This is a genomic window from Paraburkholderia sp. EG287B (assembly GCF_040965595.1).
In the GTDB taxonomy this organism is placed as follows: Bacteria; Pseudomonadota; Gammaproteobacteria; order Burkholderiales; family Burkholderiaceae; genus Paraburkholderia.
Genome location: NZ_JBFRCG010000017.1, coordinates 126,159 through 147,369, shown reverse-complemented (window position 1 = coordinate 147,369; position 21,211 = coordinate 126,159). Strand labels below are relative to the sequence as shown.

19 protein-coding genes are annotated in these 21,211 nt (G+C 66.5%); 9 read left to right on the top strand and 10 right to left on the bottom strand.

The genetic code is table 11. The features are described 5' to 3' along the window. The first annotated feature begins 4 nt into the window (after window positions 1-4). A complete protein-coding gene (locus AB4Y40_RS29845) occupies window positions 5-1,027 on the top strand; it encodes a histone deacetylase family protein (protein ID WP_368690901.1) in 1,023 nt (340 codons plus the stop codon). Between the two features lie 20 nt (window positions 1,028-1,047). Here AB4Y40_RS29845 and AB4Y40_RS29840 read toward each other — a convergent pair whose 3' ends face one another. The 7 genes from AB4Y40_RS29840 to AB4Y40_RS29810 all read right to left on the bottom strand — a co-directional run bounded on the left by AB4Y40_RS29840 (window position 1,048) and on the right by AB4Y40_RS29810 (window position 9,539). Further along, on the bottom strand, window positions 1,048-2,253 hold the full coding sequence (locus AB4Y40_RS29840; protein WP_368690900.1) for a chromate transporter: 1,206 nt from the start codon (window positions 2,251-2,253) through the stop codon (window positions 1,048-1,050). Between the two features lie 111 nt (window positions 2,254-2,364). Next, window positions 2,365-4,740, bottom strand: a complete 2,376-nt coding sequence (locus AB4Y40_RS29835) for an EAL domain-containing protein (RefSeq protein ID WP_368690899.1) — start codon at window positions 4,738-4,740, stop codon at window positions 2,365-2,367. Between the two features lie 320 nt (window positions 4,741-5,060). After that, window positions 5,061-5,939: a PhzF family phenazine biosynthesis protein gene (locus tag AB4Y40_RS29830; RefSeq protein WP_368690898.1), complete on the bottom strand. Its 879-nt coding sequence runs from the start codon at window positions 5,937-5,939 to the stop codon at window positions 5,061-5,063. Between the two features lie 134 nt (window positions 5,940-6,073). After that, window positions 6,074-6,538 carry a RidA family protein gene (locus tag AB4Y40_RS29825; RefSeq protein ID WP_069265377.1) on the bottom strand — a complete coding sequence of 155 codons (465 nt, stop codon included), beginning with the start codon at window positions 6,536-6,538 and terminating at the stop codon, window positions 6,074-6,076. A gap of 72 nt (window positions 6,539-6,610) precedes the next feature. Then, the gene (locus AB4Y40_RS29820) at window positions 6,611-7,810 is read right to left on the bottom strand and encodes a PLP-dependent aminotransferase family protein (RefSeq protein WP_069265376.1); all 1,200 of its coding nucleotides are present in this window, start codon (window positions 7,808-7,810) and stop codon (window positions 6,611-6,613) included. A gap of 99 nt (window positions 7,811-7,909) precedes the next feature. Next, complete coding sequence (locus tag AB4Y40_RS29815) at window positions 7,910-8,815, bottom strand: DMT family transporter (protein ID WP_368690897.1); 906 nt, start codon at window positions 8,813-8,815, stop codon at window positions 7,910-7,912. A 22-nt stretch (window positions 8,816-8,837) separates the two neighbouring features. Then, window positions 8,838-9,539 carry a VOC family protein gene (locus AB4Y40_RS29810; protein WP_368690896.1) on the bottom strand — a complete coding sequence of 234 codons (702 nt, stop codon included), beginning with the start codon at window positions 9,537-9,539 and terminating at the stop codon, window positions 8,838-8,840. Window positions 9,540-9,733: 194 nt separating this feature from the next. Between AB4Y40_RS29810 and AB4Y40_RS29805 the strand changes: the two genes are divergently transcribed. From AB4Y40_RS29805 to AB4Y40_RS29790, 4 genes are all read left to right on the top strand, one after another. Continuing rightward, window positions 9,734-11,230: a PLP-dependent aminotransferase family protein gene (locus AB4Y40_RS29805; protein WP_368690895.1), complete on the top strand. Its 1,497-nt coding sequence runs from the start codon at window positions 9,734-9,736 to the stop codon at window positions 11,228-11,230. Between the two features lie 136 nt (window positions 11,231-11,366). Beyond that, window positions 11,367-13,280 (top strand): molecular chaperone HtpG, encoded by a 1,914-nt coding sequence (gene htpG, locus AB4Y40_RS29800; RefSeq protein ID WP_368690894.1) that lies wholly within the window; start codon window positions 11,367-11,369, stop codon window positions 13,278-13,280. Between the two features lie 113 nt (window positions 13,281-13,393). Continuing rightward, window positions 13,394-14,050, top strand: coding sequence for a chorismate lyase (locus tag AB4Y40_RS29795; protein ID WP_368690893.1), 657 nt, complete (start codon window positions 13,394-13,396; stop codon window positions 14,048-14,050). 19 nt (window positions 14,051-14,069) lie between these two features. After that, a complete protein-coding gene (locus AB4Y40_RS29790; RefSeq protein ID WP_368616993.1) occupies window positions 14,070-14,570 on the top strand; it encodes a DNA-deoxyinosine glycosylase in 501 nt (166 codons plus the stop codon). Window positions 14,571-14,639: 69 nt separating this feature from the next. On the opposite strand, the gene AB4Y40_RS29785 is transcribed toward AB4Y40_RS29790, so the two are convergent. Further along, entirely contained in the window at window positions 14,640-15,227 is a 588-nt protein-coding gene (locus tag AB4Y40_RS29785) for a hypothetical protein (protein ID WP_069265370.1), read from the bottom strand. Window positions 15,228-15,258: 31 nt separating this feature from the next. Beyond that, window positions 15,259-15,792, bottom strand: coding sequence for a hypothetical protein (locus tag AB4Y40_RS29780; RefSeq protein ID WP_368690892.1), 534 nt, complete (start codon window positions 15,790-15,792; stop codon window positions 15,259-15,261). Between the two features lie 483 nt (window positions 15,793-16,275). Here AB4Y40_RS29780 and AB4Y40_RS29775 point away from each other — a divergent pair, with 483 nt between their 5' ends. The 4 genes from AB4Y40_RS29775 to AB4Y40_RS29760 all read left to right on the top strand — a co-directional run bounded on the left by AB4Y40_RS29775 (window position 16,276) and on the right by AB4Y40_RS29760 (window position 20,653). Further along, window positions 16,276-17,214, top strand: a complete 939-nt coding sequence (locus AB4Y40_RS29775; protein ID WP_368690891.1) for a spermidine synthase — start codon at window positions 16,276-16,278, stop codon at window positions 17,212-17,214. A gap of 322 nt (window positions 17,215-17,536) precedes the next feature. Beyond that, complete coding sequence (locus AB4Y40_RS29770; protein ID WP_133181977.1) at window positions 17,537-17,773, top strand: DUF3311 domain-containing protein; 237 nt, start codon at window positions 17,537-17,539, stop codon at window positions 17,771-17,773. Continuing rightward, complete coding sequence (mctP, locus tag AB4Y40_RS29765) at window positions 17,770-19,320, top strand: monocarboxylate uptake permease MctP (RefSeq protein WP_368690890.1); 1,551 nt, start codon at window positions 17,770-17,772, stop codon at window positions 19,318-19,320. The genes AB4Y40_RS29770 and mctP overlap by 4 nt, the downstream gene beginning before the upstream one ends. 217 nt (window positions 19,321-19,537) lie before the next feature. Next, window positions 19,538-20,653: an FUSC family protein gene (locus AB4Y40_RS29760; protein WP_368690989.1), complete on the top strand. Its 1,116-nt coding sequence runs from the start codon at window positions 19,538-19,540 to the stop codon at window positions 20,651-20,653. Between the two features lie 36 nt (window positions 20,654-20,689). On the opposite strand, the gene AB4Y40_RS29755 is transcribed toward AB4Y40_RS29760, so the two are convergent. Next, a complete protein-coding gene (locus AB4Y40_RS29755; RefSeq protein WP_342947921.1) occupies window positions 20,690-21,115 on the bottom strand; it encodes a VOC family protein in 426 nt (141 codons plus the stop codon). Between the last annotated feature and the right edge of the window lie 96 nt (window positions 21,116-21,211).

Here is a 21,211-nt window from a genome sequence, read left to right as displayed (position 1 = left end):
GAACATGAAGACCTGGTTTCACCCCGATCAGCTGCTGCACCATCCGCGCGCCTATTTCTCGCGCGGCCAGTTGCGTGAGGCGCAGGAAGTGCCGCAGCGCGCCGGGCATCTGGTTGCCGCGGCGCGCTCGCTCGGCTTCGACGTGCAGGCGCCCGCCGACTTCGGCACCGCGCCCATCGCCGCCGTGCACGAGATGAACTATCTGCGCTTTCTCGAGGAAGCGCACACCGAATGGAAGCGTGTGCCCGAAGATTGGGGCGAAGAGGTGATGTCGAACATCTACGTGCGCGAGCCGAATCCGCTGCGCGGCGTGCTCGCGCAGGCGGCGCGCTATCTCGCGGACGGCAGTTGCCCCATCGGTGCGAACACCTGGCGCGCGGCCTACTGGTCGGCGCAAAGCGCGCTGGCGGCCGCCGCGTGCGTGAACGAAGGCGCGCGCGAGTCGTACGCGCTCTCGCGTCCGCCCGGCCATCATGCGCGCGCGGACGCGGCAGGCGGTTTCTGCTATCTCAACAACGCGGCCATCGCGGCGCAGTCGCTGCGCAGCCGCTTCGCGCGCGTGGCGATCCTCGACACCGACATGCACCACGGCCAGGGCGTCCAGGAGATTTTCTACGGCCGCAGCGACGTGCTCTACATCTCGATCCACGGCGATCCGACCAACTTCTATCCCGTGGTGGCGGGCTACGAGGACGAGCGCGGCAACGGTGCGGGCGAGGGCTACAACGTCAATCTGCCGATGCCGCATGGCGCATCGGAAGCCGACTTCTTCGAGCGCGTGGAAGCGGCGCTGCGCGTGCTCAGGCGCTTCGAGCCGGACGCGCTCGTGCTGGCGCTCGGCTTCGACATCTACAAGGACGATCCGCAGTCGAAAGTCGCCGTAACGACCGAAGGTTTCGGCCGGCTCGGCACGGCGATCGGTGCGCTCGGTCTGCCTTCGGTGATCGTGCAGGAAGGCGGCTATCACCTCGACAGCCTCGAAGACAACGCGCGCGCGTTCTTCGGCGGTTTTACGTCAGCGCGCTGATCCGTGCGTGAACGCGCGCTTCAGGCCAGCAGCAGCCAAGCCCCGCACGCGAGTCCTACCGTCGCGTAGACCGCGTAGGCGGGGAGCTTGAGCTTGCCGAAGCACATCGCCGAGAAGACGGCCGTCAGCAGATAAGACAGGTGCAGCGGCACGTGCCGCGCGATGTGCCAGACGGCGATCGCGAGGAACGCGGTGGTCGCGGCGCGCAGCACGCGCATGGCGTGCTCGAAGCGCGGGTTCGCCTTCATGCGGTGAAGGTGCCGCCGCGCGAGCACGACGAGGCAGCCCGACGGCACGAACAGCGCGAGCGTGGCGACGAGCGCGCCCACCCAGCCATCGACGAGATAGCCGAAGAAGGGCACCACGTTCAGGAGCGGCCCCGGCGAAAGCGGCGAGAGCGTGAACGCCAGCGTGAAGTCGTCGTTGGTGATGCCGACCGCGGGCGTGACGAACAGCGTTTTCAACACGGGCAGCGCCGAAAAGCCGCCGCCGAACAGCGTCATGCCCGCACCCGCGAGACGCGGCCAGAGCAGCGCAGAGTCGAGCGCATGCGGCAGCGGCAGCGCGAACACGACGATCAATGCGGCCAGCGCGGCGAGCAACTGCACGTCGCGCCGCGTCACGCGCAACTCGAGTCGCTGCGAACGCACCGGGCTCGCGAGCCAGCCCGCGGCAAACGCAACGAGCAGAATCGCCACGTAGGCCGCGCCGCTCGCCGCGAGCGCGAGAGCGGCGCAGGCCGCGAGCGCCACGCCCCATTCGAGCGGGCCGCGCACGAGCGCACGCGTTTGCCGATACCAGGTCACGCCGATCAGCATCGCGAGCACCACGCTGAAATGGTCGAGCAGCGTGCGCGAGGCGACCGCATGCACGAGCGGCGTGCGGTAGAAAATGGCGAACAGCGTCATCAGCGCGAAGAAGGGCAGCACGCTCGCCACGCCCGCGACCCAGGCGCCCGCGCGTCCGCGCAGCGCATGGCCGAGTTGCACCGCGACGTTGCAGCCCACCGGCCCCGGCACCATCCAGGCGAGTGCGACCAGATCCGAGAACGCGGTTTGCGTGAGACGCGCTTCGCGCTCGACGTAGTGCTGCTCGAGTTGCGCCATGAGCGCGAGGCCGCCCCATGAGACCGCGGAGACGGTCAGCACGACGCGAAAGAGCGTGAGAAGCGGTTCGTGGTGGTCGCGGATTGGCGCCGCGATCGCTTCGTCGGTGCGGGTTTGCATGGCTGCATCATGCGTGCGAAAGTCCGTGCGGGTCTGTGCGCGAAGGCACGCGGTTCGCGCAACTCACTGGAAAACGCGTGGCTAATGCGCAACTCGCGCGATAGCGAGGCGTCAGCGCGATTGCGGCGCGTCGCTCAGGCGCTCGTTGCGGCGATCTTCGCGTGCGGCTTGCGTGCCCGCCGGCTGCGTCGTGCTGCACACGCCGAAGCGCTCGATCAGCGCGGCCACGCCTTCCACGGGCACCGGGCGCGAGAACAGGAAGCCCTGCGCCTCGATCGGGCCGAGCGCGGAGAGCCACGCGATCTGCTCTTCGGTTTCGGTGCCCTCGACGACTACCGTGAGCCCGAGCGAGCGCGCGAGATTGACGATCGCCGAGACCATCACGCACACGCTGCGGTCGGCAGGGATGGCCTGCACGAACGAGCGGTCGACCTTGAGCGTGTCGACGGCGAAGCGGTTCAGGTAGGACAGCGACGAATAACCGGTGCCGAAGTCGTCGAGCGCGACGCGCACGCCAAGGCGCTTGAGCGCGAAGATCTTCTCCGATACCAGCTCCGGGTACTCCATCATCGCGGTTTCGGTGATCTCGAGTTCGAGCCGGTGCGCGGCAATGCCGGTTTCCTCGATGGCGCGCGCCACGGTCTCGTACAGGTCGCCGCGCCAGAACTGCACCGCCGAGATGTTGATGGCGAGCGTGAGCGACTCGTAGCCCTGCTGCTGCCACTGCGCGAGCTGCGCGCACGCGGTGCGGATCACGAAGTCGCCTACCGGCACGATGAGGCCCGTGGATTCGGCCACGGGAATGAATTCGCCCGCGGGAATCAGCCCGTATTGCGGATGGTTCCAGCGCACGAGCGCCTCGAAGCCCGTGATGCAGCGCCGGCGCAGATCGATCTTCGGCTGATAGGCGAGAAAGAGCTGGTCCTCGGCGAGCGCCACGCGCAACTGCTGCTCCCACTTCATCAGGTGGTCGGCGCGGTGGGCGAGCTGCGGCGAGTAGAAGCGAAAGCAGTTGCGTCCGGCCTCCTTCGCGGCGTACATCGCGAGATCGGCCTTCTTGAGCAGATCGATTTCGCTTTCGTGCGCGACCGCGAAGAGCGCGATGCCCGTGCTCGCGTGCAGTACGAAGGCGCTGCCGCGCACGTCGAACGGATGCGTGAACGCGGCGTTGGTGGCTTCGGCGAGCGCGATGGCGCGTTTTTCGATGTCGTCGCCCTTCACGATCACGACGAACTCGTCGCCGCCGATGCGCGCGAGCGTGCCCGCGCCGCCCACGGCGTCGGCGAGGCGCGCGGCGCTCATCTGCAACACGATGTCGCCGGCGTTGTGGCCGAGCGTGTCGTTGACCGTCTTGAAGTTGTCGAGGTCGATGAAGAGGATGGCGAGCCGCCCGAGGTTGCCCGGCTGCGAGACTTCATGGCGCAGACGCTGCAGCGTCGCGTAGCGGTTGGGCAGGCCCGTGAGGAGGTCGTACTGCACGAGCTGCGACATCTCGCGCTCGCGCCCGAGCAGCTTGCCGATCAGTCCCGTGGCGACGGCGAAGAACGAGAGCATGGCGAGCGAGATGAACGTCGCCATCATCAGGTAGACGTCGCGCGTGTGGTTGTAGTCGGCGAATTCCTCGGCCTGCGAGAGACCGACCAGCACGGCGAGCGGATAGCCATCGATATGGCGGTACGAGACGATGCGCGTGACGTGATCGATCGGGTCGGCGTAGGTGCCCGACACATGCTCGGAAATGGGATACACGCCGCTCGCGGAGAACGTGCCGTTCGCGCGCTCGGCGCTGCCCGTGCGGCGCGCGAGCACGGCGCCGCTGTCCGAGATCACGGCGATCACGCCGTCGCGGCCGATCGCGGCGTTGTTGTAGAAGTCGCTCGTGAAGTAGCTCGGGTCCTCAGAAACCACGACGACGCCCGCGAACGAGCCGTCCGGATGATTGAGGCGGCGCGTCATCTGCAGGGTCCAGTGGCCGGACACGCGGCCGAGCACCGGCTTGCTGATATAGAGCTGGTCGTCGTTCTCGTGCTCGTGCACCTTGAAGTGCTCGCGGTCCGAGAGGTCGATGGGCTTGGGATTCGGGTCGGCCGTGTTGGCGACGAGCGTGCCGTGCTCGTCGATGATCGACACCTGCACGAGCGAGTCGCTCTGCACCACACCCTTCTCGACCGTGCTGCCGAGATCGAAGCGGCCCGGCGACTTTTCGAACTCGTACTTCACGAAGCGCGTGATCTGGTCGACCTGGTGGATCGCCTTGACGGTGTGCTGTTCGAGCGCCGCCGAGAGGATCGCCGCCGAGGCCGTGGCCTCGCGCATGGTCGCTTCCTTCTCGACCGACAGACGCGTGAAGATGACCGCCCACAGCAGCACGAGCACCAGCACGCCGAGCAGCGGAATGGCGAGCAGCGCGCGCGGACGCGTGTAGGCCGGGCCAGGCGCGTTGCGCAGGCTCGAATCGCGCGAGAACGGACCCCGCGTGGTGCTCATCGCGGCCGCCGTAGGCGCGGGAGCTCACACCGCGGATGCGGCGGCCGGAACGGCAAGGATGCGCTCGGTTGAGTCGGCGGCATGAATAGCGGATGGCTGGGGGAATACGTGCATTGCGCGCGCGCAATGCACGCCGGACGCGTCGTGCGTCCGATATTTCGATATTACTGGTTGGGGAATGATTAAGGAAGCTGTGGTCCCCCGGGTATACGCGAGGGTCGCCTCAACGCGCGTGCAATGCCCATGTGCGGTGCATAGCTGCGAGGCGGTGCATCGTGGTCGATGCACCTTGCATGAAGCGGCGGTGCTGCTGCGGGCGCTTAGCCGAGCCGGCAGGTCCCGTCGACGACTGTCACCGAGTGGCCGCCAATCCAGATCTTTTTCGCCGCATCGTCATAGTCGACGCGCACGCGCCCGTCGCGGCCGAGCGCCGTGCCTTGACGCACCGTATAGCGTGTGCCCGGACGCCGGTTCTGCTGTTCGAGCAGCATGGCGATGGCGGCGTTCGCGCTGCCGGTGACGGGGTCTTCGCCCTTGCCGAGCCCGGTCATGAGGCAGCGCACTTCGAAGGTTGCGGGACCATCGGCCTCGTGCGGGCCGTAGGCGGCCACGCCATGTGTACCCACGCTCGCGGCAACGGCTTCGATCGCTTCGTAGTCGACGTCGAGCGCGAGCACCGCTTGCGCCGACGCGAGGCGCACGACGAGCCAGGGCGCGCCGTTGTCGACGCCGCAGGGCGCCGCTGAGAAGTCGATGGCTTCCGAGCGCAGCGCCGTGCGCAATGCGTCGAACTGTGCGGCGGCGAGCGGCGTCACGCGCGCGGGCGGCGCGGCGAAGGCCCATGCGCCGTTCTCCGCGGCGGCCAGATCGATGAGACCCGCGCCGCATTCCTGCACGAGGCGGCCGGGCGTCTTCGGCGCGCGGCCGCTTTCGAGAAACGCGTGCGCCGTGCCGAGCGTCGGATGGCCCGCGAACGGCAGTTCGCCCTTGGTCGTGAAGATGCGCACGCGATAGTCGGCGCGCGCGTCGGCGGGGGCGAGCAGGAAGCTGGTTTCCGAAAGATTGGTCCAGCGCGCGATGGCCTGCATCTCGTCGCCGCTCAAGCCGTCGGCGTCGAACACCACGGCGAGCGGGTTGCCCTTGAAGGGTACCGACGTGAAGACGTCGACCTGTTTGAAGCGGACGCTGGGCTGGGTCATGGCGGGACGATCGTGGAAGGGGGAGAGCGGCGCAAGCGGCGCGCCAGGTTGCGCGAACGCACAACAGAAAATGCGGGGCCGCGCGCGGACCTCGATGCCGGTCCGCGCACGTTACCAAAGGTCGCCGATGCGGCTTACTCGACTTCGGCGATCAGCTCGATCTCGACGCATGCGCCAAGCGGAATCTGCGCGACGCCGAAGGCCGAGCGCGCGTGCTTGCCCTTCTCGCCGAACACGTCGGCGATCAGCTCCGAAGCGCCGTTCGTGACGACGTGCTGCTCGGTGAAGGTGAGCGTCGAATTCACGAGGCTCATCAGCTTGACCACGCGCTTGACCTTGTTGAGGTCGCCCGTGTGGGCGTGCAGCGTGGCGAGCAGGTCGATCGCGATCGAGCGCGCGGCGGCCTTGCCTTCTTCGGTCGTGAGCGACTCGCCCAGCTTGCCGGCCCACACCTTGCCGTCCTTCTTGGCAATGTGACCCGACAGGTACACCGTGTTGCCGCTCTGGGCGCTCATCACGTAGGCCGCGGCGGGCGCGCCTGCCTGGGGCAGGGTGATGCCGAGCTGTTCGAGACGGTCGTAAATGTTGATGTCAGCCATGGTCAGGATTCCTCGTTCGGGTGTTGAGTCGGAAAAAGCCTGGCGTGACGCCAGGCATTCGCCGGGCTTGTGTCAGGCGTGCGCGCGGATCAGGGCCGCGAGCTTCGCGACGCCTTCTTCGATCTTCGCGGGCGGCACCGTGACGAACGACAGGCGCAGCTTGTTGTGTTGCGGCTCGTCGGCGAAGAACGGCGCGCCGGGCACGAAGGCCACGTTCTGCGCGACGGCTTCGGCCAGCAGCTTCATGCTGTCGATGTTCGAGGGCAGCGTCACCCAGATGAACATGCCGCCTTCGGGGCGGTTCCAGCTCACGCCTTCGGGCATGTTGCGCTTGAGCGAGTCGAGCATCGCCTCGCACTGGTCGCGATAGAGCGCGCGCACCTTCGGGATGTGCGTGTCGAGGAAGCCGTCCTTCACCACCTCGTAGACGATGCGCTGCGTGAAGCTCGGCGTGTGCAGGTCGGTGGCCTGCTTGGCCTGCACGAGCTTGAAGTGCAGGTCTTCGGGCGCAATGATGTAGCCCACGCGCAGGCCCGGGGCCAGGATCTTCGAGAACGAGCCCAGATGCACGACATGCTCGGGCGCGAGCGAGTGCACCGTCGGCAGCGGCTCGCCCGCGTAGAGCAGCGCGCCGTAGGGGTCGTCTTCGATCACGGGGAAGGGCGAGTGCTTCGCGAATTCCGCGAGCGCCTGGCGGCGCTCGAGCGGCAGGCGGCGGCCCGTGGGGTTCTGGAAGTTCGGGATCGCGTAGAGCAGGCGCGCGCCGGCCGTGAGCTCGGGCGTCAGGCCTTCGGGCACGAGGCCCTTCTCGTCGGTCGGGACCTGGACGTACTTCGGCTCGTAAAGCGAGAACGATTGCAGCGCGCCGAGGTAGGTGGGCGTTTCGACGAGCACCGGGCTATTGGGGCAGACCAGCACCTTGCCGATCAGGTCGAGCGCCTGCTGCGAACCCGTGGTGATGAGCACCTGCGAGGGACGCACTGTCACGCCGCCCACCGAGTGGCGCGCGGCAATCCATTCGCGCAGCGGCATATAGCCTTCGGTCGCGCTGTACTGGAGGGCGCCCGAGGGGTCGTCGCGCAGGATGCGGTCGGCCGCGGCGCGCATTTCCTCGGCCGGGAAGCTGGCCGGCGCGGGCAGGCCGCCCGCGAACGAAATGACTTCGGGACGCTCGGTGACCTTCAGGATTTCGCGAATCGCCGAGCTGGTCAGCTTGATTGCACGCTCGGACAGTTGCCACGCGGGCGCGGCCTTGAGATCGCTCTGGTCCATGGGGTCTCCTTGTTGGGGTGAGGCGAGTGACGGATTCAGTGGCGGCATGGGGCGCGATCGCGTGCCGCCAAAAACCTTGAATTATGACGCGAAACCGGCTCATGCGCGTGCTGGCGCGGGGGCCGTGCGGATCGCCGCGCGGCGGCCCAGCACGACCGTGGCGATCACCGCGGCGGCGTAGAGCCATGCCGAGGGCGCGACCTGCTCGCCGAAAAAGAGCGCCGAGAACGCCATCGTGAAGAAAATCTGCAGCAGCTGCACCTGGCCCACGCGTGCCGTGCCGCCCATGGCGAGCCCCGCGTACCACGCGAAAAAGCCGATGAACTGCGAAAACAGCGTGACGTAGCCGAAGGCGAGCCAGGTCTTGAGTGCGACGGGGCCCGGATGCGCCACGTGATGGGCCCACGCGAGCCAGCCCACCGGCAACACGAGGAACGGCGCCGAGAGCACGAGCGCCCAGCAGATCACCTGCCAGCCGCCGAGCTGGCGCGCAAGGCGCGCGCCTTCGGCGTAGCCGAGCGCACCGATGCCCACCGCGATGAGCATCCACGCGTCGCCCGCGTGCAGCGAGCCGCCGCCCGCCTGGAGCGCGAACGCGACCACGAGCGCGCTGCCGATCAGCGCGCTGGCCCAGAACGCCTTCGAGGGCCGCTCGTGCGAGAGCCACGCGGCGTAGATCGCCACGGCGAGCGGCTGCAGGCCGTTGACGATGGCGCCGTGCGAGGCCGGCACGGTCTTCATCGCAAAGGCGGAAAACACCGGAAACGCGACGATCACGCCAAGCGACACCACGGCGAGGCTCTTGACCTGCGGCCAGGTGGGCCATGTCTCGCGGCGGATGGCGAGCAGCAGCGCGGCGGGCACGGCGGCGGCGAGCGCGCGGCCGAGGCCGTTCAGAAGCGGGTGGAATTCGGCGACGACGATGCGCGTCATCGGCAGCGTCAGGCTGAAGATCATGACGCCGACGAGGCCGAGCAGCATGCCTTGGGTTTCGCGTGCTTTCATGCGGGACTTTGCGCTCGACGGATCAGCGTGCCGGCGCGCCGAGCGTGCGCGGACCGGACGGGGTTTCGAACTGCGCGACGAGCGCGGGCGAGAGGGCTTCCTCCACGGCGATCAGGTGCGCCGCGCCGAGCCACTGAAGCTGCTCGCGCGCCGCTTGCGCCGCGCGGTGAAAGCCGGTGAGCGAGGTGAGCGCGATGCCGGTGTCGGCCAGCACCAGCGACGGATGATGCGCCGTGTCCCACTGGATCAGCGAGGGCAGAATGCCGTCGCCCGCGCCTTGCCAGGCCGGGAAGGCGCCGTCCTCCGGCACCGTGAGCTGCCACGAGAAGTCGCCGCGCGTCATCGGCACGAGCGCGGGAATGCGCTGGGGATACTGCTCGCGCCAGCGCGCGAGGCTCTTCGGCGGATCGACGCGTGCCACCCAATGCGAGAGGTACGGCCCCTGTTCGAGGCGTGCCTCTACGGCCGGGTCATCGAGCGCGAACAGGCGCGCGCGGGCGTTCGCGTCGCTGCTTGTTCCACTCTTCGCCGCCGGATCGACCGCGATGACCTCCAGATACGCGCCACCCCACAGCCCGAGCAGACGGTTGTGCGTGCGCATGAGCGGGTGAGCGCCGCCGCCCGAGGGCGCGACGCCGAGCGCGTCGCTCACGTACTGCACGCCTTCTTCCAGCGTGCGCGCGGCAACGACGAGATGATCGAGGCGAAGCGGCGAGGCGTTCATGGGCGGGCGATCGGAGCCAGAAGTTTCCAGGGGCCGGAACGAGGAGGGCAGGGGTGCGCGCCTGAACAGTGTGCCGACGCCGCAACCGCATCCTTACCGGTACGCATGCGATCAAATGTACCGGTATGGCTGCAGACAGTAACGGTACAATCGGCCCGATAGTGCTCTGTACAGTTCGAGTTCAGGGAGTCCTCATGTCCTCCGTACCGCTAGACCAGATTCCCGCCCCGCACGACGCGGCTACGCTCACGCTCGTCGACCAGCTCGTGCAGTGGGGCCGCCGCCGCATCGAGGAGCGCGTGTTCCGCCCCGGCATGCGCATGCCGTCCATTCGCAAGCTCGCGCTCGACAAGGGCGTGTCGCGCTTCACCGTGGTCGAGGCGTACGAGCGTCTGGTCGCGCAGGGCTACCTCGACTCGCGGCGCGGCTCCGGCTTTTACGTGCGCGAGCGCCTGGCACTCGTGACGGGCGGCGAACGCCAGCCGGTGGCCGCGGGCGTCCCGGCGCGCGCCGACGCGGTTGCCGCCCCCGCGCCGCCCACCATCGACGTGGTCTGGCTGCTGCGCAACATGCTTCACACGTCCACGCGGCCGGAAAAAGGGCCGGGTCTGGGCTATCTGCCCGCGCGCTGGCTGGACGGCGAGCTGCTGACCGGCGCGATGCGCTCGCTTGGCCGCCAGAGCGGTACGCAGCTGCTCGGCTTCGGCTCGCCGCAAGGCTTCCTGCCGCTGCGCCAGCAGCTCCAGACGCGCATGGCGGAACTCGAGATCGGCGCGACGCCCGAGCAGATCGTGCTCGTGTCGGGCATCACCCAGGCGATCGACCTGCTCGCGCGCATCTACGTGCAGCCCGGCGACACGGTGATCGTGGGCGACCCCGCGTGGTTCCAGATGTTCGGGCGCTTCGCCTCGCAGGGCGCGCGGCTCGTCGGCATGCCGTACACGCCCGAAGGTCCGGACCTCGACGCGCTCGAAGCGCTGGTCGAGACCTGGCGGCCGAAAATGCTCGTCATCAATTCGGTGCTGCAAAATCCCACGGGCACCTCGCTGACCGCCGCACAGGCGTTCCGCATTCTGCGGCTTGCCGAACAGTACGACTTCATCGTCGTCGAAGACGATATCTACGGCGACCTCTGCCCGGCGGGCTACCCGGCCACGCGCCTCGCGAGTCTCGACCAGCTTCGCCGCGTGATCTACCTCGGCAGCTTTTCGAAGACGCTCGCGCCGAACCTGCGCGTGGGTTATATCGCGAGTGCGCTCGACGTGACCCAGGCGGTGGCGGACCAGAAAATGCTCGTCGGCATGACGAGTCCGGAGCTCAACGAGCGCGTGCTCTACCGCGTGCTCACGGAGGGCCACTACCGGCGTCACGTGGAGCGCCTGCGCGGGAGGCTCGATGGCGTGCGCGACAAGGCCGCGCGCATGCTGGAGCGCGCCGGCTTGCGCCTCTTCGCGGCGCCGGGCGCCGGCATGTTCCTGTGGGCCGACGCAGGCGTCGACGCGGACGCGCTCACCGCGGCGGGCCACGAAGCGGGCTTTCTGCTCACGCCGGGGAGCCTGTTCTCGCCGCACCAGTCGCCCACCACGTGGATGCGCTTCAACATCGCCAACTGCGGCGACCCGGCGCTGCCCGCGTTCCTCGCCGACTACCTCGAGGGCGTGGCCCGGCGCGGCGGCGGCGCGCAAACGTGAATTCGCGGTCGGCGGCTCTTGAAACCGGCGCCGTCTGTCCCCAACTGGGCGGGCGGCGCGCCGCGATGCGAATTGCCTCGAACTCGCGGCCACAAATTTGTCAGACTAGAACTGCAACGAAAGAGGACTCTCGACCATGGCACAAGAAACCATGAGCTTCCAGGCAGAAGTGAAACAACTTCTGCACCTCATGATCCATTCGCTGTACAGCAACAAGGAAATCTTCCTGCGCGAGCTGATCTCGAACGCATCGGACGCGGCGGACAAGCTGCGCTTCGAGGCAATCGCCAACAGCGCTCTCTATGAGAACGATCCGAACCTGCGCATCCGCGTGGGCTTCGACAAGGAAGCGCGCACCATCACGATCGACGACAACGGCATCGGCATGAGCCACGACGAAGCCGTGTCGCACCTCGGTACGATCGCGCGCTCGGGCACGAAGGAATTCTTCGGCAAGCTCTCGGGCGACCAGCAGAAGGACGCGGCGCTGATCGGCCAGTTCGGCGTGGGCTTCTATTCGGGCTTCATCGTCGCGGACAAGATCACCGTGGAAAGCCGCCGCGCGGGCCTGACGGCCGCCGAAGGCGTGCGCTGGACGAGCGCGGGCGAGGGCGAGTTCGCCGTCGAGACGATCGAGCGCGCGCAGCGCGGCACGACGATCACGCTGCATCTGCGCGAAGGCGAGGACGAGCTGCTTTCCGCATGGAAGATCAAGTCGATCATCCAGAAGTATTCGGATCACGTCGGTCTGCCCATCGAGATGAAGAAGGAAGAATGGGACGCCGAAAAGAGCGAGATGGTCACGAAGGACGAGTACGAGACCATCAACCAGGCGAGCGCGCTGTGGACGCGTTCGAAGAGCGAGATCAGCGACGAACAGTATCAGCAGTTCTATCAGCACCTCGCGCACGACCATCAGAATCCGCTCGCGTGGACGCATAACCGCGTGGAAGGCCGCAGCGAATATACGCAACTCCTTTACGTGCCGTCGCATGCGCCGTTCGACCTGTGGAACCGCGATCACAAGAGCGGTCTGAAGCTCTACGTGAAGCGCGTGTTCATCATGGACGACGCCGAGCAGCTGCTGCCGAACTATCTGCGCTTCGTGAAGGGCGTGGTCGATTCGAGCGATCTGCCGCTCAACGTCTCGCGCGAAATCCTTCAGGAAAGCCGCGACGTCAAGGCGATTCGCGACGGCGTGACCAAGCGCGTGCTGTCGATGCTCGAAGAGATGGCCAACGCTGTGACGGACGCCGAAGCAAGCGAAGAGGACAAGGCGAAGTACGCCACGTTCTGGGCCGAATTCGGCCAGGTGCTCAAGGAAGGCATCGGCGAGGATCACGCCAACCGCGAGCGCGTGGCGAAGCTCGCGCGCTTCGCGTCCACGCACAACGACACGAACGAGCAGACCGTCACGCTCGCCGACTACGTTGCACGCATGAAGCCCGAGCAGACGAAGATCTACTACGTCACCGCCGACACGTGGCAAGGCGCGACCCACAGCCCGCACCTCGAAGTGTTCCGCAAGAAGGGCGTGGAAGTGCTGCTCCTCACGGACCGCGTGGACGAGTGGATGCTGTCGTTCCTCAACGAGTTCGACGGCAAGCCGCTCGCGAGCGTGGCGCGCGGCGACCTCGACCTGGGCGCGCTCAACGACGAGGAAAAGCAGCAGCAGGAGAAGGTGAGCGAAGAACTCAAGCCGCTCGTCGAGCACATGAAGGAAGCGCTCAAGGACAAGGCCAAGGACGTGCGCCTCACGTTCCGCCTGACCGATTCGCCCTCGTGCCTCGTGGCCGACGAAGGCGACATGAGCGGTTACCTGCAGCGCATGCTGAAGGCGGCGGGACAACAGGCGCCGCAGATGCAGCCGATCCTCGAAGTGAACCCGGAGCATCCGCTTGTGAAGGCGCTGCGCACCGATAGCGCGGACTTCGGCGACTGGTGCAATCTCCTGTTCGATCAGGCGTTGCTGGCGGAAGGCGGCGCGCTGGAAGATCCGGCCAGCTTCGTCAAGCGTACGAACGCATTGCTGATTGCCCGCGCCGGTTAACGCGCGCGGTTTTGCATGAGCGAAACCCCTTGCGGCTAAGCGCTGCAAGGGGTTTTTCTTTTGCGCGCCGCGCTCGCAGCGAACTGAAATCCTCGCAGCCTATAATGCGCGCCATGCCTCTTCGATTCGATGCCGCTAACGCGCACTGGCGCGTTACGCCCTTGCCCGCCTTGAGCGCCGACCAGAAGGACTGGCTCACGCGCGGCGGTTCGCTCACGGCGCATTTGCGCACGCTCGGCCGCGTCGTGGTGCGGGTCACGCGCGAAACCGTCGACCTGCCCTGGCCCGATGAGTGCGCCGCACTTGGACTCGCGCCGCGCGAGCGCGCGTGGGTGCGCGAGATCGTGCTCGAAGTCGATGGCGTGCCGTTCGTCGCCGCGCACAGCGTGACGCCGCTCGCCGCGAGTCAAGGCGTGTGGCAGGCTATGCGCCGCTTGCGCACGCGGCCGCTCGCGGAGCTGCTCTATAGCGACAGCGGTGTGGCGCGCTCCGCGCTCGTGAGCCGGCGCGTGAGCGCGCGGCATCCGCTCTACCCACTCGCGGCGCGCGAGCTCATGCTCGAGCCGAAGCACACGCCGCATGCGTTCGTCGCGCGCCGCTCGGTATTCGAGCGCGCAGGCGCGCCGCTGCTCGTGACCGAATGCATGCTGCCCGCGCTGTGGTCGCGCCTTGCAAGCGGGCCTTTGGCGCAAGAAACCGGCGTGCATCTCGGACGCGAACGCGGCCCGCTCGATCACACCGCCTCGCGCGCGCATCACGCGCCGCGTTGAACGTGCCGCATCCGTTGCCATGACCTTCAAGCGCTGCTTCGATCCCGTCGTCGATGCACGCACGCGTGTGCTCATCCTCGGCAGTCTGCCTGGCGAGGCGTCGCTCGCGCATCAGCAGTATTACGCGCACAAGCAGAACAAGTTCTGGCATTTGATCGGCGATGTGATTGGCGAAGCGCTGCCGGGCATGAACTACGAAGCGCGACTGCAAGCGCTGCTCGAGCATCGCGTGGGGCTGTGGGACGTCATTGCGCAAGCGAAACGCGAAGGCAGTCTCGATAGCCGCATTCGCGACCACGCGGCGAACGATCTCGTGGCACTGATCGCCACGTTGCCCAATCTGGCGTGTATTGCGTTCAACGGCGGGACGGCTGCGAAGATCGGCACGCAGGCGCTGGCGGTGAGCCGCGTATCGCTCGATCTCGTCAAGCTACCGTCGAGCAGCCCGGCGTATGCGGCCGTGCCTTATGCGGGAAAGTTGCGCGAGTGGGAGAAGCTGCGCAAGTGGGTTGCGCCGTGACCGCTGCGCCTGTCAATACACGGCAAAAGTGCGCGGCCGGATAGTCGCTCCAGCCGCGCCGTCGAAGCGTTACTTCTGCAATTCGGGCGCCGTCGCGAGCGCAGACTGCAACCTGGTCACCGCATCGGCCGTTGCAAGCTGGCCAGCCAGGCTGAAGTTGCGCTTGAACTCACTAAACTCCGCGTGGCCGGTTCCCGTCACGTCCGTTGTGGTCACGGTCTGGCCGCTCGGGTCCGTGACGGTGCAGGCAAGCGTGACCGAGAAATCCGTGGGCGGCCAGGTGAGAAGGCTAGGGGACGACGACGTCGTCTTGATCGTCGGCGTGATCACGTAGTCGAGATGCTTGGCCTGAATCGTTGCCGCATCCGGTGCGCTTTTGAGCTTGGTCACGTTCTTGAACACGTGACCGAGTCCAACGTACATCGGCAGTTCGAGGTCGTGGTACGGGTGATAGCTCACCTTGTCGCCGCCGCCGCCGGGCGTGATCACTTCCTTCGACAACTCGTCGTCCGTAATCACGAGACCCACGGACTTGTCGAGCGGTTGCGTCGAGAGCGTCGGAATCTTGCTTGCGTCGCCGGTCAGCGAAATTTCGTGCGCACAGCCTGAAAGTGCGGCGACCACGCTTGCCGCTGCGATCATTCGAATCATTGTCATGGTGTTCGTTCCCCGGTGTAGGCTGGTTGAGTTATTGGATTGCCTGAATGAAGGCAGGGTCGGCGTAGAGTTCGCCGAGCAACTTCTGCACGGCGAGCGGATATTCTTCGCGCGCCTTCGGTACTGCGATCATGGCCGCGAACGCCGAATCCCATTGCGTGTGCGCGGATTTCACCTGGTCATAACGCACGCTGCCCGATCGCATCACGATGAAGCGTGCCGACAGTCGTGCAGCGCCGGTTGCAACGCCGACGTCGATGTCGTTTTCCAGTAGCGTCGCCTTGATCTCGACATCGCTTTCCGGAGAAAGCTTGCCGGCCATCTGCAATTCCTTCGTCATTGCATCGGCAAGATAGGCGCCGAATGAATTGCCGACCGGCGACTTCAAGCTATTTGCACGCAAGGGAACCGGATACGGATTTTTTGCGTCTGCCTGGGAATCGAATGCGCCGACTTTCGCGTGCGCAGCGGTCACGTTCTTGAGCGACTGGATATTGTCGACGTCGGGAGAGTACGGCGGAGCGACCACAGCACATGCGGTCAGAAACAGGAGCGGCGCGATCACGCCGATGGTTCGCACGGTGTTGAACATATTTGTTTTACCTTGTGATTGCGGAACTCTGCTGCCTCGGAGACTTTCGGTCTTGTGCGCCGGATCAGTTTTGGTCTCCTGGAGGAATATCGGCGGTGAATTGCGAATCTTGAGTCTGCGAGACTGCGCACCGATGCGCCTACGAGTGCTGGTGCACACAAACCTAAGCGCGCTGCAAACTCGCCGCGCTAGCATGGTTCCGCAGCACGCTGCGGCGCGCGCTGATCCCGTCGGGACACGGGACCATAACGAACAAGAAACGTCTGCCCCTGATCATTTTGCCCATGACGCACATGCCAGGCGCCTGCCCAGGCGACAGTCACTGACTCGCGCAGCGCGTGGGCCAGGCGCTCGAAGTGCCTGCCAAATCCGGCTCGAAGCGCCGCGAATGCTATGCTCTCGGTCGCCTGAGCAAATGCACCTGCATTTGCGTCCTCACAGCAAGCGATTTTCTACATGACGACTCTCATCAAGCGCGCCTCCGCCGAGGCCCGCGCATTCAAGCAAACCGCCAACGCGACGCAATCGGGCGAGACCGCGAGCAAGACCGCAAAGGTCACGAAGCGCCCGCGCCGCGCCGCGGCCGCTGCCGACGCCGACGAACTCGACAACGCCCCGGTCATCGAAGCGCCGCGCAAGCCGCGTTTCGCGCCGGTCACGTTCTCGGAAGAGAACGGTGTGCGCTATCTGCACTTCGGCACGGAGTGGGTGCAGGGCGCGATGCGTCTGGCAAAGCCGCTGCACATCGAACTGGAATACGCGCAGCAGATGATGGCCTGGCTGCTGTTCCTCGCCACGCCCGAGCGCATCGTGCAACTGGGTCTGGGCGCCGCCGCGCTCACCAAGTTCGCGCACCGCTATCTGCGTCCCGCGAAGGTCGAGGCGATCGAGCTGAATCCGGCGGTCGTGGTGGCCGCGCGCACGATGTTCGACCTGCCGTACGACGACGCGCGCCTCACCGTGCGCGAACTCGACGCGTGGGACTTCGTGCAGGATCGCGCCAATCACGGCACTATCGGCGCGCTGCAGATCGACGTGTACGACGCGACCGCGCGCGGCCCGGTGCTCGACAGCGTGGCGTTCTACCGCGCCGTGCGCGCCTGCCTGACCGATGCCGGCGTCGCGACCATCAACCTGTTCGGCGACCACCCGAGCTTCGTGCGCAACATGAAGCGCCTGAACGAAGCCTTCGAAGGCCGCGTGATCGCGCTGCCCGAAGTGCACGAAGGCAATCGCGTCGCGCTCGCGTTCTCGGGCCCGGCGCTCGAGGTCTCCTTCGATGCGCTCGAAAAGCGCGCGCGCCTGCTCGAAAGCAAGCTCGGCCTGCCGGCGCACCAGTGGGTCAAGGCGCTGCGCGAATCGAGCGGCCAGCACGGCGCAACGTTCTCGATCTGATCCGCGCGAACGGCAGCAATGCCGTTGCGGCACGGAAAACCGGCTTCAGGGGCATCCCTGGGCCGGTTTTTTTTCGCCTGCTCGCCTGCATAGCGCATTTCCGGGCAATTATCACGACGCGGCGCAAGCCGTTGGCTCTTGACAACGTCCTCGGAATTGGGGTCCGCCCTGCTTGACCGTGCGGCGTGGCCTCGATACTCTTTTCAGCGCTTTCGGGGACCTTGCGGATTATCCGTCCGTGAGGCCATCGGCCGCCTCACGCCGGGCGGCGGACCGCAGACAAAGCAAGGCCGCATAACTACATAAGCAACGAGGAGACGTCATGGCTCACGACGCCGACGCCGGAAAACCAAGCAAGCATTGGCTGTGGCTTTTGCTGCTGCCCTGGATCGCGATGATCTGGGTGCCGTCGTACAACAAGATCGAGCCCACTTTGTGGGACTTCCCGTTTTTCTACTGGTATCAGCTTCTCTGGGTGCTGATCAGCGCTGCCATTACCGCGCTCGTCTACTTCAAGACGAAGACCCGCAACAAGGGCGATGAAGGGGGCGCGCAATGAACGTCACAGCAACCGCAGTCTTTATTCTGTTCTTCCTCGGCGTCACGGTGCTCGGCTTCTTTGCCGCACGCTGGCGCAAGGGCGATCTCGCGCATCTCGAAGAGTGGGGCCTCGGCGGCCGCCGCTTCGGCACGATCGTCACCTGGTTCCTGCTCGGCGGGGATCTCTACACCGCGTACACCTTCGTCGCTGTGCCGGCGCTCGTGTTCGGTGCGGGCGCAACGGGTTTCTTCGCGCTGCCGTACACGATCCTGATCTATCCGTTCGCGTTCGTCGTGTTCCCGAAGCTCTGGGCCGTCGCTAAACGCCATCAGTACGTGACCTCGGCCGACTTCGTGAGCGCGCGCTACGGCAGCCGCATGCTCGGGCTAGCCATCGCCGTGACGGGCATCGTCGCGACCATGCCGTATATCGCGCTGCAGCTGGTGGGTATCGAAGTGGTGATCGGCGCACTCGGCTTCGACACGACGGGCTTCGTCGGCGACCTGCCGCTCATCATCGCGTTCGCGATTCTCGCCGCCTACACGTACACGTCGGGCCTGCGCGCGCCGGCCATGATCGCCGTGGTGAAGGACATCCTCATCTACATCACGATCATCGTCGCGATCATCGTGATTCCCGCGCAGATGGGCGGCTTCGGCCACATCTTCGGCGCGGTGCCGCCGGCCAAGCTGCTGCTCAAGTCGCCGGACGCCACGAGTCTGAACGGCTATAGCGCCTACGCGACACTCGCGGTAGGGTCGGCGCTCGCGCTGTTCCTGTATCCGCACTCGGTCACGGCAATTCTGTCGTCGTCGTCGGGCAACACCATCCGCCGCAACATGGCGATGCTGCCGGCGTACTCGCTGGTGCTCGGTCTGCTCGCACTGCTCGGCTACATGGCGCTCGCCGCGGGCGTGAAGGACATGCCGGAGTTCGCGCCGTACTTCAAGGCCTTCGGTCCGAACTTCGCGGTGCCGGCGCTGTTCCTGCACTTCTTCCCGTCGTGGTTCGTGGGCGTGGCGTTCGCAGCCATCGGTATCGGCGCGCTGGTGCCCGCCGCGATCATGTCGATTGCGGCGGCCAACCTCTACACGCGCAACATCCACAAGGAGTTCATCAACCGCAACATGAATCACGAGCAGGAGACCAACATCGCCAAGCTGGTCTCGCTGATCGTGAAGGTCGGTGCGGTGGCGTTCATCCTGGGCCTGCCGCTCACGTACGCGATCCAGCTGCAGCTGCTCGGCGGTATCTGGATCATCCAGACGCTGCCCGCCATCGTGCTCGGTCTCTACACGCGCATGCTCGACTACCGCGGTTTGCTGATCGGGTGGGCGGCCGGCATTGCCACGGGCACGTGGATGGCGATCTCGCTGCAGTTGAAGGGCTCGATCTTCACGATCCACCTGTTCGGCATGGCGATTCCGGGCTACGCCGCGGTGTGGTCGCTGATCGTGAACCTCGTGGTCGCGATCGTCGTGTCGGCGCTCGTGCACGTGGTCGGCATGCAAAAGGGCGCGGATCGCACGCGGCCGGAAGACTATCTCGACGTCGTCGAGGGCTGATCCGCTCATGCCCGGCGCATGCCGCCGGGCCAGTGTCGTACCCGATGCCCGCAACACACAGTTGCGGGCATTTGTTTTTCTGGTGCACGATGATCGCTGATCCGGCTCACGTCCAGCCCGTGCCATGGCCTCGTCCCAAACCGAATCCCGTTCCCGATCCGGGCGCAGCGGCGCGCAACGCCTGCGAGCGCCGCGCCGCCGCTCGCGTCTCGCGCGCATGTGGCGCGCGTTGGCCTCGCCGTACTATCGCTACCGCAACGCCAAGGTGATCCACAGCGTGCGCGTGGGTCTCGCCATGCTCGCCTCGATTCTTGCGACGTCGGGCATCCATATTCCGCACGGCATCTGGGCCTCGGTCACGCTGCTCGTCGTGATCGGCGGGCTGCAGCACCAGGGCAACATCCGCAAGAAGGCCGCCGAGCGCGCGCTCGGCACGCTGCTCGGCGCCGTGATCGGGCTCGTGCTCATCGTCGTGCAGGCCGTTACCGGTTCCGTGTGGCTCACCTACGTGCTGATGTCGCTCGTCGCCGCCGTGTGCGGCTACTACGCCATCGGCAAGCCGGGCTATGTCGCGCTTCTGGCCGCCATCACCATGTGCATCGTCGCGGGGCACGGCGACAACCTCATCGATACGGGCCTCTGGCGCACGCTCAACGTGATCCTCGGCATCGTCATCGCGCTCGTGTTTTCGTTTGCCTTGCCGCTGCACGCGACGTATTCGTGGCGCTACAGCCTCGCCGACAATCTGCGCGACTGCGCGCGCGTCTATGCGCAGGTGGCGAACGGCGTGCACGTCGACACCGATGAGCAGGTGCAGACCTTCATGCGCCTGAACGCGCGGCTCGTGCAACTGCGCGCGCTGATGCCCTCGGTCGCCAAGGAGATCGACGTGCCGCTCGCGCGGCTCGAACAGGTGCAGCGTCTGCATCGCTCGCTGCTGAGCGCGCTGGAGATGCTCTGTACGGGCACGGGCAGCTACGAGCAGGCGCTCGTGCGCGTGGCGTTCGCCGAGCGCAGCGAGACCGTGCGCCGGGCGCTGCTCGCCACGGCGCGGGCGCTGCGCTTTGGCGGCGGGCGTCACCCCGAGGCGGCGCAGCAGGCGCTGCGCACGGTCGGGGCACGGGGAGAGGGCGGTGGCGGAGGCGACGGGGTGGCCGAGTCCGACCAGGAAAGCACGCAGGCTCTGCCGCAGGGCTGCCCCGAGCCGCAGATGCAGGGACCCTACTGGCTGAGCCTGCGTGTGGAGGAGCAGGTGGAGCGCCTTCGTGCGCTCCTGCTCGAGACCGAGCCGCGCTGGAACATCGAGCGCGCCGCGACGCACCGCATGGTGTGACGCCGGGCGCGCTTCTCCGGTCGCGCCGGCGGACGATCAGGCGGGCTGCTCGTGCGGTGCCGAGACCATCCACGGCACGCCGAACTTGTCGGTCAGCATGCCGAAGCCGGGCGACCAGAAGGTCTTCTGGAACGGCATCGTGACCGTACCGCCTTTGGCGAGCGCGTTGAAGTAGCGTTCGGCCGTGGCGAGGTCGGACCCGGTCAGCGAGACGCCGAAGCCGAGGAACTTGTCGTTCTGCGTCATGCAGCCGCCGTCGGACACCATGATCTGCGCATCGCCGATCTGGAGCGTCGCGTGCATGATCTTTTCGGCGAATTCGGGCGGCATGGGGCGCGCGGGGTCCGGCGGCGCTTCCTTGAAGCGCATCTTCATCACTTCCTTCGCGCCGAGCGCTTCGCCATAGAACGCGATCGCTTCATCGCAGTTGCCGGGGTAAAAGAGATAGGGCTGGATTTGCATCGTCGGTTTCCTTGCGGACGGGACGTTGGCCGGCCTTGATCGTGCGATTCCGTGCGAGGGTGTGCACGGGGCCGGATCGCGCGGCGGGTTGCGCCG